Here is a 13396-nt window from a genome sequence, read left to right on the forward strand (position 1 = left end):
GGACTGTCCGGCGGGCTCCTCCGGTGGCAGCGGCTCCGGCGGGGGGATGGCGCGGGGGTGACAGGCGGACAACATGAGCAGCAGCAGGGCGACGTGGCGCATGGGCGAGGGGAAACTCTACCTTGCACCTCTTGGAGCGCGGCGCGTAGATTGCCCGCGCGCTCATGGCCCGCGAAAAGGACAACATCGCTCTCTCCGACGAGCACAACACTCGTGGAATCGAGCTGGCGGACCGGGGTTGGCTCGACGAGGCCATCAAGGAGTTCAAGAAGGCCATTGACCTCGACCCGAGCTCCGCGCACGCCCACGACAACCTGGCGACCGTCTACGCGGAGAAGAAGCTCTTCCGCGAGGCCCTGTCGGAGTACCTCACCGCCCTGAAGCTGGAGCCGGAGAGCGCCACGGCGCACTACAACCTGGCCTGCTTCCTCTCCACCCACGCGGGGGAGATGGCGGTGGAGGAGTACAAGGAAGCCATCGAGCTGGACCCGGAGTATCCGGACGCCCACCTCAACCTGGGCCTCACCTACGCGGACCAGGGCCGCGTGGAGGAGGCGATGCGCGAGCTCCAGACGGCCATCGAGCTGGACCCCCAGGATGCCTTCCCCCGTCACGAGCTGGCCGCGCTGATGATGGACGAGGGCGACTACCGCTCCGCCATCACCCAGCTGAAGGAAGTGGTGCGCCTGGAGCCGGACAACTTCGAGGCGCAGCTGGATTTGGGCATCTGCTACGCGCAGAAGGGCTTCTACGCGGAGGCGGAGCGCGCCTATGAGCGGGCGCGGGCGCTCAATCCGGAAGACCTGCTGCTCAACTACAACCTGTCCGCCTTGTTCGCGCTGTGGGGGCGTCCCAAGGACGCCGTGCAGTACCTGCAGAAGTCGCTCACCGCGGACCGGCCGAAGGTAATGGGGTGGCTCTCCACCGACCCCATGTTCGACGCCCTCAAGGGTGACCCGGACTTCGAAGCCTTGTTCTGAGCCATGGGCAACGAATGGTTGTTCCTGGGGTTGGCGATCCTCCTCGTATTCGCCAACGGCTTCTTCGTGGCGACCGAGTTCGCCATCGTGAAGATTCGGGCCACGCGGCTCCAGGCCCTGGTGGACGAAGGTGCGCCGGGCGCGCCCACGGCCATGAAGATGGTGGAGAAGCTGGACGCGTACCTCTCCGCCACGCAGTTCGGCATCACCCTGGCCTCCCTGGGCCTGGGCTGGCTGGGTGAACCGGCCTTCGCGCGTTTGTTGGAGCCGGTGCTGGTGCAGCTGGTGCCGGAGGGCGCCGCCACCACGTTGGCCCACTCCGCGGCGGTGGTGATTGGCTTCAGCATCATCACCTTCCTGCACATCGTCCTCGGTGAGCTGGCGCCCAAGAGCCTGGCGATTCAGCGGCCCGAGGACACGACGCTCGCGGTGGCGCTGCCCATGCGGGTGTTCTACGTCCTGTTCTATCCGGCCATCGTCCTGCTCAACGGGCTGGCGGCGTGGGTGCTGCGCGTCTTCGGCCTCCAGGCGGTGGGAGAGGCGCACGAGGCGCACAGCGAGGATGAGCTGCTGGTCATCCTCCACAGCTCGGCGCAGGCGGGCGCGATTACGACGGCGCGCGCGGAGCTGCTGGAGCGCGCGCTGGAGATGGCGCAGAAGACGGCGCGGCAGGTGATGGTTCCGCGCAACCAGGTGAAGTTCCTGGACGTGGAAGAGCCGCTGGAGAAGTGCATCGCGGATGCTCGCGCGGCGGGCCACACGTGGCTGCCGGTGTGCCGGGGCAATCTCGACGAGGTCGAGGGCGTGGTGAACGCCAAGGACCTCTTCTTCCTGCTGTCCCGGGGCGAGCTGCGCAGCCTGGCGCAGGTGCAGCGGCCGGTACTGTTCATCCCCGAGGGCGCCACGCTGGAGCAGCTGCTGGCGGAGTTCCGGCGCCGGCGCCGGCAGACGGCGCTGGTGGTGGACGAGCACGGCGGCACGTCCGGGCTGGTGACGATTGCCGACGTGGTGGCGGAGGTGGTGGGCGACGTCGCGGAGCTGGGCCGCCGCATGGATGAGGTCCGCGCGCTGCCTGGCGGCCGCTTCGAGCTGCCGGGCACCGCGCAGCTCGACGACCTGGAGGAGCGGCTGGACGTCAGCTTCGACCTGGACGAGGACGAAGAGGGCGAAGTGACGACCATCGCCGGCTACCTCATGACGAGGCTGGGTCGTGTTCCCGTGAAGGGGGACACGCTGCGGCTCGACATGTGGCGCATCGTCGTGGACGCGGTGGAAGGGCCACGCGTGGTGCGTGTCACCGTGGAGCCGCAGTCGCGGTCGGCGCCCGCGCGCAACGTGTCGGACGGCTCGGCGGGCTCCGGTGAGCCGTCCCCGAGCGGCTCGAACGAGTCCTGAGCCCGTAGACGCTGGTTCCTGGCTGGGGCTTCTTCGCTGCGGGCGACCCGCGCTTCACGACGCGGCGGTTCAGTCTCGCCCTTCCCCTGGTCATGATGCGTGCGTGATGCCCTCCCGCACCCCGTTGGCACGCCTGCCTGTCAGGTGGGCATGGGCGGCGCGTTCGTGTGGGCTCGGGTGGGGCCGTGCCCAGGGCATGTCAGACCGGAATGCTACGTCCCGCGGAAGGTCACGCGCTCGCGTGGCGCAACAGGACTCAACAGGGCTGAAGCAGCCACACCGGCGGGAGGACGTCATGGGAGCGTAGAAGCGCGGTGCACACGCCGCCGCCTCGCAGTGCGCGCGCTACAGCTACAGAGCACGTCTGCTCTGTCGCAGACCAGGCAACCGAACGTATGGCGATGCGTGGCATGGCCATGCTTGATCGCCCGGAAGGTGGCTGGTACTCCTTTCTGCTGAACGCTCCGAGGCCGATTTTTCGGCCTCGCGCGCGATTTTCTCCTCGTACCGAGCCCGCTCTAGGAGCCCGCTGGCATGCGAATCAAGCGGTTGGACATCACCGGCTTCAAGTCCTTCATGGAACGGAGCGTCTTCACGTTCGACGAAGGCGTGACGGGCATCGTCGGGCCCAACGGCTGCGGCAAGTCCAACGTCGTGGACGCCATCCGCTGGGTGATGGGTGAGCAGAGCGCGAAGAACCTCCGTGGCCGCGGCATGGAGGACGTCATCTTCAACGGCTCGGAGAACAAGCCGCCGCTGTCCATGGCGGAGGTGTCGCTCACGTTCATCGTGGATGACACGGACCAGCTGGCGCCCCAGTACCAGGGCTTCTCCGAAGTGACGGTGACGCGGCGCCTGTTCCGCAACGGCGACTCCGAGTACCTCATCAACAAGACGGTGTGCCGCCTGCTGGACATCACCGAGTTGTTCCTCGGCACCGGCGTGGGCACGAAGGCGTACTCCATCATCGAGCAGGGCCGCGTGGGCCTCATCGTGTCCAGCAAGCCGGAGGACCGGCGCCACCTGCTGGAGGAGGCCGCGGGCGTCACCAAGTACAAGGCCCGCCGCAAGGCCGCCGAGCGCAAGATGGAGGCGACCGACGCCAACCTGCTGCGCGTCACCGACATCACCAACGAGCTGGAGAAGCGGCTCGACGCGCTGTCGCGTCAGGCGAAGAAGGCGGAGAAGTACAAGAAGCTCAAGGCGCGCATGCGGGACATCGACCTGCACGCGGCCACGCACCGCCAGCTGGAGCTGATGGCGGAGAAGAAGATGCTCCAGTCGCGGCTGGAGAACCTGGGCTCCGAGGAACGGGAGAGCCTGGACCGGGTGAAGGAGCTGGAGGAGACCATCACCCGGCGCCGCACGGAGCTGGAGGCGGAAACCGCCGCGCTCCAGGCGCTGGCCGCGGAGGTGCACGCGCTGGAGAGCTCCCTGCAACGCGACACGCAGGAGATGACCTACGGCAAGCGCGACCTGGAGGAGACGCGGGCCCGCGTGGCCGCCGCCCAGGTGGAGCTGGACGGGCTCCTGGCGCGCAAGGCGGAGATGTCCGAGGCCATGGCCGCCCGTGAGGCGGAGCTGTCGGGCATCGCCGGCTCGTGGAAGGAGGACGAGGTCGCGATGCAGGTTGCGCAGGAGGAACTGCGCCGCGTGTCCCAGCTCCAGACGGAGGTGGCGCTGCGCCTGGAGCAGGAGCGCGCCGGCCTGGTGGCCGTGGCCACGCGCCTGGCCAACCACGAGAGCAACCTGGTCAACCTCGCCCGCCAGCGGGGGGATTTGAGCGCCCGCCGCGCGAAGCTCCAGGGCGAGCTGGAAACCCTGCGCGCCCAGGAGCAGACGCTGGAGAACGTCCGGGGCGACGTGGCGAAGCGGGTGGAGGACACCCGGCACCTCGCCGCGGAGCTGGCCGAGCGCAAGGGCCAGGAAGAGGACGCGCTCACCCGCACCCGCGCGGCCTTCACGGAAAACGAAATCGAGGTCATCGCGCTGCGGGAGGAGCTGAGCGACAAGCGCAGCCGCCTCTCCACGCTGGAAGACATCCAGAAGAACTACGACGGCTTCGACCGCGGCGTGCGCGCCGTGATGACGCGCGCCGGTGTGCAGGCCCGCGAGCAGGGCATCTTCGGCCTGGTGGCGGACGTCATCAACGTCACCCCGCGCTACGAGCGCGCGGTGGAGGCCGCCCTGGGGGAGCGGCTCCAGCACGTCATCGTCGAGAGCCGCGACAAGGGCGTGGAGCTGGTGGACTACCTCAAGGGCCACGCCGAGGGCCGGGGCAGCTTCCTCCCGGTGCCCGCGCTGGATGCGCTGCCGGCCCCGCTGGAGCCGGACTTCAGCCAGCCCGGCGTGCTCGCGCATGCCCTGCGTGAGGTGACGTGTGAGGAGGCGCTGACGCCGCTCGTCCAGCTGCTGCTGGGGGATGTCGTCATCGTCCAGGACGTGGCCACGGCGCGCGCGTGGACCGAGTCGGGCGGCCCGGCGTGCACGCTGGTGACGGTGGAGGGCGAGGTGTTCCGCCCGGACGGCACCATCGTCGGCGGTGAGAGCGAGGGCGCGGCGGTGGGCGCGCTCCAGAAGAAGCGCGAAATCGCCGAGCTGGCCACCGAGGTGGCCCGCGTGGAGGAGCGCTACAACGAGATTCTCACCCGGCACTACACGCTCCAGAAGCAGATGGGGCACGCGGAGGGCGTCCTCAAGGGGCTGGCGAAGAACCAGCACGCCGAGGAGCTGAACCTCGCCAGCCAGGAGAAGGACCTGCACAAGGCGGGCGAGGACCTGGCCCGCGTGCGCGAGCGGGTGCGGGCCCTGGAGGTGGAGGAGGGGCAGCTCACCCAGAGCCACCAGGCCCTGGAGCACGAGGAGGAGGCGAGCCGCGGCGAGGTGGCGCACGGCCAGGCGGACCGCGAGGGCCGCGAGGAGCGGGTGAAGCAGCTGGTGTCCGAACAGGAGTCGCTGCGCCTGCGCGCGGAGACGGCCAACGGCGAGCTGACGGGCCTGCGCATCAAGGTGGCCGCCGGCAGCGAGCGTGGCGAGTCGGCCCGCAAGGAGCTGGACAGCCTCGTCTCCCAGCGTCAGGACATGGAGACGCGCATCACCCGGCTCCAGGCCACGGTGGTAGAGGGTGGGGCGCGCGTCGAGGAGTTGGAGCGACGCACGACGGACACCGAGGGCGGCCTGTCCCAGCGCGCCGAGGAGCACCGGCTCGCCGCGGAAGGGCTGGAGGCGCGTCGCGCGGCGCACACCGCGGCCTCCGCGGAAGTGCGTGAGCAGGACGCGACGTTCCGCGAGCTGCGCGGCCGCGTGGACGAGCTGATGCAGGGCCTGTCGCAAATCTCGCTGCGGGAGCGCGAAATCGCCCTGGAGCTGGAGCACCTGGCGGCGGGCATCCGCGAGCGGCACCAAGTGGAGCTGGCGAACGAACTGCACAAGTACCACATGCTGGCCGCGCTGGCCCCGGAGACGGAGGCGGAGCTGAAGGACCTGCGCGCGCAGGTGGAGAAGATGGGGGAGATCAACCTCACCGCCATCGACGAGCACGCGGAGCTGTCCAAGCGCTACGACTTCCTCACCGCGCAGAAGAAGGACCTGCAGTCCTCCATCGAGCAGTTGAAGGAGGCCATCCAGCGCATCGACGCCACCAGCCGCGAGCGCTTCAAGCAGACCTTCGACGTGGTGAACGAGAAGTTCCAGGCCATCTTCCCCCGCCTGTTCGGCGGTGGCCGGGCCAGCCTCATCCTCACCAACGAGGGGCCGGGCGGGGAGCCGGGCGTGGAAATCGTCGCCCAGCCGCCCGGCAAGAAGCTGCAGAGCGTCAACCTGCTGTCGGGTGGCGAGAAGGCCCTCACCGCCGTGGGCCTCATCTTCGGCATCTTCCTCATCAAGCCGACGCCCTTCTGCCTCCTCGACGAGGTCGACGCGCCGTTGGATGAGGGCAACGTGGGCCGCTACAACGACATGGTGAAGGAGATGAGCAAGCAGTCGCAGTTCATCCTCATCACCCACAACAAGCGGACCATGGAGGTCTCCAACACCCTCTATGGCGTCACCATGGAGGAGCCGGGCATCTCCAAGCTCGTCAGCGTGCGCATGCGCGAGGCGGGCGCGGCCAACGACGACAAGGTGACGGCGGCGTAGGCCCGTCCCGGGCGGGCAGGGCACCGGGCCTCCGGTGTCCGCCCCGCGGCGACGGTTTCCCCCTAGAAACACAGAAGGCGCGGGCCCCGGCTTCCGGGCTCCCGCGCCTTCGTGTTTTCCGCCGTGGGGCGGGGGACTACTTGAAGTTCTTCTTCGGGCAGGCGGCCTTGTCCTGCGCGGCCATCTTCTCCGCGTCGGCCAGTTCCTTCACGGACTCGTCGACGTTCTTCTGGGTGGCGGTGACGACGTCACCCCAGTTCTCCGCGTCCTTCGCCGCCATCTCCGTGGCCAGCGCCAGCGCGGCCTGGTCCGTGGCCTGGCGGGCCTTGATGGACTCGATGACGTCCGTGTCCGCCTTCACCAGCGCGTCGCACTTGCTGGACATCTCGTCGAACAGGCGCCAGTTCTTGGTCTTCTGGTAGCGGTCCACGACCTCGGCGTAGGCCAGGGCCGCCGGGGTGCGGGCGCCATCGGCGATGGCCGAGTCCGCCGCGCGCTGGGTGCGGTTGAGGTCCAGCTGGAGGAAGCGCAGCTCGGGCGGCAGGGCGGCCGACGCGGCGTCCGGCGCGGACGAGTCGAAGTGGACGAAGCGGTAGGAGAAGCCCAGCTCGTCGGAGCTCAGCTTCGCCGGCAGCGCGGCAATCTTCGGCTGGAGGCAGGCGGCCAACTGGTCCGCCTCGGTGTTGCCGGAGGGCGCGAAGGTGACCTCGGCCGGGGTGGGCTGCGCCTTCATCAGCTTGATCTTCGCCGTCAGCGGCGGCGGGACCTGCTCCTTGAAGTTGGCGTAGCACTCACACCAGGACGGCTGCGCCAGGCGCACCGCGCCGGTGAAGTCCGAGCCCTCGTTGATGTTGAAGGTGACGGAGTTGAGGCCGCTGGTGGTGTGCTCGAAGGGGATGGCCGCCTCCACCGGCTGCGCGCCCTTGGGCAGCGCGGACAGCTTCACCTGGGTGTCCACCACCTTCTGGATGCAGGCCTGGCCTTCCGGGGTGAGGTTCGTCCCAGTGACGGCGTGCGAGGCGCCCTGGTCCGTGACGGTCGTCTTGACCTCCACCGTGGTGCTCTTCTCCGCGCCCCGGTGCTTCGGGTCCACCAGGCACTCCATCACCTGGGGACGCGTGGTGAGCAGCGCGCCCAGCACGACGCCCTGGCTTGCCTGCTCCGGGAGCTGGAGCTCGCGCGGGAAGCAATTCACCAGGTCGAACGGGGGCTGGTTGGTGATGCGGACACGCTCCTCGGTCGACGTGGGCTGTCCGGCCTGGGCTGCGGGCTTCTGCTGGCCGGCGCAAGCGGCAGTGAAGACGACGGAGGCTACGGCAACACGACGCAACATGCGGTTGTTCTCCCTAGAGGTGGACCTGCTTGCGGACTTCTTTACTTCTCCAGGCCCTCGGCGTTCTTGAGGTCCTTGAGCCGAAGCCCGTTCTTTTTCAAAAGGCGATAAAGGCTCTGCATGGACAGGCCGGTGCGCTGCTCCGCGGCCTTCATGTCGAAACCCACGGTTTTCATGACCTCGGCGAAATACAGGCGCTCGAAGTCGGCCAGCACCCTGTCCTTGGCCTCGTGGTAGGGCAGGGTGCCCACCAGCGTGGCCACCTGGGTGGTGGGGGGCTGTCCCTCCGCGCGCCGCGAGGGCTGGGCGAGGAAGTCCAGCCAGCTGCTGTTGCCCGTCTCCTCCATGAGGGCGCCGCGCTCCAGCACGTTGCGCAGCTCGCGCACGTTGCCCGGCCACTCATAGCCCTCGAAGAGGGCCAGCGTCTGGGGCGTGAGGGTGATGCTGGCGCGCAGCGTCTGGGCCAGGGCCTGGGCCAGCGCGGGCAAATCGTCCCGCCGGGTGCGCAGGGGCGGCAGGCGCACGCGCGCCACCGCGAGCCGGAAGTACAGGTCCGCGCGGAAGCGTCCCTGGCGCACGTCCTCTTCCAGGTTCCGGTGCGTGGAGGCGATGACGCGCACGTCCACCGCCACCGGCTGACCGTCCAGCGACGGCACCTCGCGCGTCTCCAGCACGCGCAGCAGCTTGCCCTGCACGGGCAGCGGGAGCTCGCCCACCTCGTCCATGAAGAGGGTGCCGCCCCGGGCCGCCTCGAAGACGCCCCGCGCCTCGCGGTCCTCGCCGTCACCCGCGCGCAGGCCACCGAAGAGCTCGCGCTCGGCCTTCTCCTCGGAGATGAGGTTGCAGTCCACGACCTTGAAGGGGCCGTGGCGCCGCGCCGAGTGCTGGTGCACCGCGCGCGCCGCCAGCTCCTTGCCGGTGCCCGTCTCACCCTCCACGAGCAGGCTCATGTCCTCGCGGGCGATGCGGCGCAGCTCCGTGAAGACCCAGCGCATCTTCTCCGAGGCGCCCACCAGCGCGCCGAAGGACTCCGCCCCCGCCACATCCACCTCGGTGGGGCGCGGGGCGACCTTCACGGAGAGCTTCGTCTTGCCCAGCTCGACCTTGTCGCCGCTGGTCAGGTAGGCCTGCAGCACCTGCCGGCCGTCCAGGAAGGTGCCGTTGCGGCTGCCGGTGTCGCGCAGCAGCAGCCCGCGCGAGGTGCGCTCCACCTCCAGGTGGCGGCGGCTCACCGTGGCGTCGGTGAGGACCAGGTCGCAGGCACTGTCGGAGCCCACGCGGACCAGTCCGTCCTGCGTCTTCACCTTCTTGCCCTTGTCAGGTCCGGCAACCACCTCCACCGTCCATTCGGGGATGGGGATTCGGGTGGTGCGGCCTTCCTGCTCCGTCTGAGTGGTCTGGGTGACCTCGGGCCTATCCATATCGGGTCCTCTTTAGGTGCGAGTCGCATGGGCGGGCAAGCCCGACGCGAGCCTCTTCACATCGGGAAAACTCAAGGCAGTACGAGTGGAACAATCCTGCCTGAGGGTTGTTGAACGCGCGCTTCGACTGGCACGAGCGCCAGTCGTGCGCGGGCAAGTGTCTGGGGAAGTGCGGGGCGGCCGTCGAGCGTGAGCACCAGGTCCCCCGCGGAGAGCTTTGCGCCCTCGGGTGCGGCGCGCACATAGAGGCCGCCGGGGCGCCGCGCCAGTGTTTCCAGCAGCGCGGCGTCCGCGTCCGGGTTGGCGAAGCGCAGGCGCTGCATGCGCAGGCTTCGCGGGTCCTGCCCGGCTTCTGTGCGCAGCGGCGCTTCCAGGTCGGTCATGTCCTTGGGCATCCACGCTGCCATGTCGAGCACGTCCCACGGCGCCCACGCCAGGGAGGTGGCCAGCGCGGGGGATGGCGCGCGGGGTGGCTTCAAGTGGCTCGACAGGCCGCGGAGTGCTTCGCGCGTGAGCTCCTCCATGAGGCTCGTCAGCGCCGGAGCCGGGTCCGCGCCCTCATCGAGGATGTCTGCGTAGGGATTCACGGTGGCCTCCCCGAAGACCTCCAGCACCACCTCGTGCGTGGCGGGGTGGAGGACCTCGACACGGCCCACGTACATCACCACCTCGGTGGCGCTCTGGCCCACCGTGTAGCCCTCGGTGTCAATCAGTTCACGTTCACCGGACTGGGTGCGTTTCTCCGCCGAGGGGCGGAGGACCATCAATCCGTCAGGCCGGACGCCGTAGGAGGCCAAGGTCGCCACCACGGCGCGCGTCAGCCCCTTATCGCTGTCCTCGCCGGGCCGCGCCACCTGCAGCTCGGTGGGGCCGAAGAAGAGGGCCGCGTCACCCGTCTGCGCCAGGGCCACGTTCACCAGCCGCTGAGACAGCTCCACGGCGCGCCAGTCGGGCTCCGCCCACTGGAAGTCGAAGGGCTGGACGACCACCGCGGACGCGCCCAGCGATTCGGGCACGGCGCCCCGCACCTGGAAGGGCGTGCTCCGGCAGGCCGCGGCCAGGATGGCCACCATGAGCAGCATCAGGCGCGGGCAAGGGAAGGGAGCGGTGTGTTTCACGACCCCCCATACAAGACGAACGTTCGGCCAGAATCCAGAATCCTGCGTCACTCCCTCGCGGAAGGACGCAGGAATCCGGATGGGGCCTCAGTAGCGGGCCGGCGGGTCGCTTGCGGGAAAGCTCTCCAGCAGCTCCTCGTCCACGGCGTCTCGCGTCGTGTCATTGCCGCCTGAAGCGACGCTCGCGTTGGTGGGTTGCTTCTCCACCGAGTCCGCGCCGCGCCTGCCCCCTTGGGCCGAGCGCTTGCGGCCGGTGCCCGCCCTGGAGACGCCCGCCATGCGGGCGCCGAGCAGATTCTTGGCCCGCTCGGCGAGGTTTCGCTGCTCCTCCTGCCAATCGCGGAAGAACTGGGCGAGCTCGGGGTCGCCGATTTCCTCGGCATCCCGGATGTACGCCTCACTGGTCGAGGCCCCCTTGAGCAGGTGGTACAGGACGCTGATGAGGTTGTATTGCTCGTCCCGGGTCCCCGTCTGCCGCTCTTCGCCTGCCATGCCGCCTCCCGTGGATGAGTGAAGTGCCACGGAGAGAAAGCTATGCACGGCGAGCCGGGAGCCTTGGCGGGGGCGGCTGCCCGCCTGCCTGGGGTGCTCAGGCCTGGAGCATCGGCTCCAGGCGGCCCTCGGTGTCCAGGCGGGACAAGTCGGAGTAGCCGCCGACGTGCGTGTCGCCAATGAAGATTTGCGGCACGGTGCGCTGGCCACCGCTCATCTCCACGAGCTTCGCGCGCAGGTCGTCGTCTCCAGTGACATCCACCTCTTCGAAATCCACGCCCTTGCGCTTGAGCAGGTCCTTGGCGCGGACGCAGTAGCCACAGTAGGTGGTCGTAAAAATCTTCACGGGCTTCACGGGTGTCTCCTCCCTCGTATTCACCAAAGTAAGGGCCAGGAGGGCGTGCCGCCACCCAGCCCGCAAAGACGACGGCCTCCGGATCCCCATGAGGGAGCCGGAGGCCGCGTTCAGGACGTCACCCCGGACGGATGCCGGGGTGAGGGGCGGACTACATGCCCATGCCGCCCATGCCGCCCATGCCACCCATCCCGCCCATGCCACCGCCGGCGGGGAGGTCCTTCTCCTCCTTCGGACGCTCCGCCACCATGGCCTCGGTGGTGAGCATCAGCGAGGACACGGACGCCGCGTTCTGCAGCGCGGTGCGGCTGACCTTGGCCGGGTCGATGACGCCGGCGGCCAGCAGGTCCTCGTAGGTGCCCGTGGCGGCGTTGAAGCCGAACGGACCGGAGGACTCCTTGACCTTGTTCACCACCACGCTGCCCTCCAGGCCGCCGTTGCCGACGATCTGGCGGAGGGGCTCCTCGACGGCGCGGCGGATGATGTCCACGCCGAACTTCTCACCGCCGGACAGCTGCAGGCCGTCCAGCGCCTTGAGGCAGCGGATGTAGGCCACGCCGCCGCCAGGGACGACGCCCTCTTCCACGGCCGCGCGGGTCGCGTTGAGCGCGTCCTCGACGCGGGCCTTCTTCTCCTTCATCTCCGTCTCGGTGGCCGCGCCGACGTTGATGACTGCCACGCCGCCCACGAGCTTCGCCAGGCGCTCCTGGAGCTTCTCGCGGTCGTAGTCGCTGGAGGTCTCCTCGATCTGGGCGCGGATCTGCTTCACGCGCGCTTCGATCTCCTGCTGGCCACCGGCACCGTCGACGATGGTGGTGTTGTCCTTGTCCACCGTGATGCGCTTCGCGCGGCCCAGGTCCTGGAGGGTGATGGTGTCCAGCTTGATGCCCAGGTCCTCGGCGATCATCCGGCCGCCCGTCAGGGTGGCGATGTCCTCGAGCATGGCCTTGCGGCGGTCACCGAAGCCCGGCGCCTTCACCGCGCACACGTTCAGCACGCCGCGGATCTTGTTGACCACCAGGGTGGCCAGGGCCTCGCCCTCGATGTCCTCGGCGATGATGAGCAGGGGCTTACCGGCGCGGGCGACCTGCTCCAGGATGGGCAGGAGGTCCTTCATCGAGGAGATCTTCTTCTCGTTGATGAGGATGAGCGCGTCGTTGAGCGCCGCCTCCATGCGCTCCGGGTCCGTCACAAAGTACGGGGACAGGTAGCCGCGGTCGAACTGCATGCCTTCGACCACGTCCAGCGTCGTCTCCAGGCCCTTGGCCTCTTCGACGGTGATGACGCCTTCCTTGCCCACCTTCTCCATCGCGTCCGCGATGATGGTGCCGATGGTCTCGTCACCGTTGGCGGAGATGGTACCGACCTGGGCAATCTCCTTCTTGTCCTTGGTCGGCTTGGCCAGCTTCTTCAGCTCGGCGACGATGGCGCCCACGGCCTTGTCGATGCCGCGCTTGATGTCCATCGGGTTGTGGCCCGCGGCGACCAGCTTCGCGCCCTCGCGGAAGATGGCCTGCGCCAGCACGGTGGCCGTGGTGGTGCCGTCACCGGCGACGTCAGACGTCTTGGAGGCAACCTCCTTGACCATCTGCGCGCCCATGTTCTCGAACTTGTTCTCGAGCTCGATCTCCTTGGCGACCGTCACACCGTCCTTGGTGATGGTCGGGGAGCCGAAGCTCTTCTCGATGACGACGTTGCGGCCCTTGGGGCCCAGGGTGACCTTGACCGCGTCGGCCAGGATGTTGACGCCGCGGAGGATGGCCTCACGCGCGCGCACGTCGAAAAGAATGTCCTTCGCCATTTGGATGGTTCCTTGAAGGAAGAGTGGGGGAAGCCGGATTACTTCTCGATGACGCCGAGCACATCCTCTTCACGGAGGATGAGGTGCTCCTCGCCGTCGAGCTTGATCTCGGTGCCCGCGTACTTGCTGAACAGGATGGTGTCGCCGGCCTTGATGTCCAGCGGACGGACCTTGCCGTCCTCCTGCACCTTGCCGTTGCCCACGGCGATGACCTTGCCCTCGAGGGGCTTCTCCTTCGCCGTGTCGGGGATGAAGAGGCCGCCCTTGGTCTTGTTCTCCTCGGCGACGCGCTTGACGATGAGCCGATCCTGCAGGGGACGAATCTTCATGGCCTGCTCCTTACATGTCGCTTCCGGCGCCGTTT

General features: G+C 68.7%; 10 protein-coding genes. 3 read left to right on the forward strand and 7 right to left on the reverse strand.

The annotated features are described in order from the left end of the window. The first annotated feature begins 164 nt into the window (after positions 1-164). From FL344_RS06800 to smc, 3 genes are all read left to right on the forward strand, one after another. The gene (locus FL344_RS06800; RefSeq protein WP_090493140.1) at positions 165-980 is read left to right on the forward strand and encodes a lipopolysaccharide assembly protein LapB; all 816 of its coding nucleotides are present in this window, start codon (positions 165-167) and stop codon (positions 978-980) included. A 3-nt stretch (positions 981-983) separates the two neighbouring features. After that, complete coding sequence (locus tag FL344_RS06805) at positions 984-2375, forward strand: hemolysin family protein (protein WP_141591394.1); 1392 nt, start codon at positions 984-986, stop codon at positions 2373-2375. A gap of 534 nt (positions 2376-2909) precedes the next feature. Continuing rightward, positions 2910-6512 (forward strand): chromosome segregation protein SMC, encoded by a 3603-nt coding sequence (gene smc, locus FL344_RS06810; protein WP_141617956.1) that lies wholly within the window; start codon positions 2910-2912, stop codon positions 6510-6512. A gap of 136 nt (positions 6513-6648) precedes the next feature. Here the strand turns inward: smc and FL344_RS06815 are convergent, their stop codons facing one another. The 7 genes from FL344_RS06815 to groES all read right to left on the reverse strand — a co-directional run bounded on the left by FL344_RS06815 (position 6649) and on the right by groES (position 13361). Further along, positions 6649-7845: a hypothetical protein gene (locus tag FL344_RS06815; protein ID WP_141591390.1), complete on the reverse strand. Its 1197-nt coding sequence runs from the start codon at positions 7843-7845 to the stop codon at positions 6649-6651. A 41-nt stretch (positions 7846-7886) separates the two neighbouring features. After that, the gene (locus tag FL344_RS06820) at positions 7887-9266 is read right to left on the reverse strand and encodes a sigma 54-interacting transcriptional regulator (protein ID WP_090493132.1); all 1380 of its coding nucleotides are present in this window, start codon (positions 9264-9266) and stop codon (positions 7887-7889) included. A 71-nt stretch (positions 9267-9337) separates the two neighbouring features. Further along, positions 9338-10384 (reverse strand): hypothetical protein, encoded by a 1047-nt coding sequence (locus FL344_RS06825; protein WP_228564840.1) that lies wholly within the window; start codon positions 10382-10384, stop codon positions 9338-9340. A gap of 87 nt (positions 10385-10471) precedes the next feature. Continuing rightward, positions 10472-10876 (reverse strand): hypothetical protein, encoded by a 405-nt coding sequence (locus FL344_RS06830; protein ID WP_194863020.1) that lies wholly within the window; start codon positions 10874-10876, stop codon positions 10472-10474. Between the two features lie 97 nt (positions 10877-10973). Then, complete coding sequence (grxC, locus tag FL344_RS06835; protein WP_090493126.1) at positions 10974-11231, reverse strand: glutaredoxin 3; 258 nt, start codon at positions 11229-11231, stop codon at positions 10974-10976. Positions 11232-11382: 151 nt separating this feature from the next. After that, positions 11383-13032 carry a chaperonin GroEL gene (groL, locus tag FL344_RS06840; protein ID WP_011554876.1) on the reverse strand — a complete coding sequence of 550 codons (1650 nt, stop codon included), beginning with the start codon at positions 13030-13032 and terminating at the stop codon, positions 11383-11385. Between the two features lie 38 nt (positions 13033-13070). Beyond that, entirely contained in the window at positions 13071-13361 is a 291-nt protein-coding gene (groES, locus tag FL344_RS06845; protein WP_002640434.1) for a co-chaperone GroES, read from the reverse strand. Positions 13362-13396 lie beyond the last annotated feature (35 nt).

Origin of the sequence: Myxococcus sp. AB036A (assembly GCF_006547355.1) — a bacterium.
GTDB lineage: Bacteria > Myxococcota > Myxococcia > Myxococcales > Myxococcaceae > Myxococcus > Myxococcus virescens.

Coding starts and splice junctions, on each gene's coding strand:
- FL344_RS06800 (WP_090493140.1), top strand. CDS start 165: ATGGCCCGCGAAAAGGACAACATCGCTCTCTCCGACGAGCACAACACT.
- FL344_RS06805 (WP_141591394.1), top strand. CDS start 984: ATGGGCAACGAATGGTTGTTCCTGGGGTTGGCGATCCTCCTCGTATTC.
- smc (WP_141617956.1), top strand. CDS start 2,910: ATGCGAATCAAGCGGTTGGACATCACCGGCTTCAAGTCCTTCATGGAA.
- FL344_RS06815 (WP_141591390.1), bottom strand. CDS start 7,845: ATGTTGCGTCGTGTTGCCGTAGCCTCCGTCGTCTTCACTGCCGCTTGC.
- FL344_RS06820 (WP_090493132.1), bottom strand. CDS start 9,266: ATGGATAGGCCCGAGGTCACCCAGACCACTCAGACGGAGCAGGAAGGC.
- FL344_RS06830 (WP_194863020.1), bottom strand. CDS start 10,876: ATGGCAGGCGAAGAGCGGCAGACGGGGACCCGGGACGAGCAATACAAC.
- groL (WP_011554876.1), bottom strand. CDS start 13,032: ATGGCGAAGGACATTCTTTTCGACGTGCGCGCGCGTGAGGCCATCCTC.
- groES (WP_002640434.1), bottom strand. CDS start 13,361: ATGAAGATTCGTCCCCTGCAGGATCGGCTCATCGTCAAGCGCGTCGCC.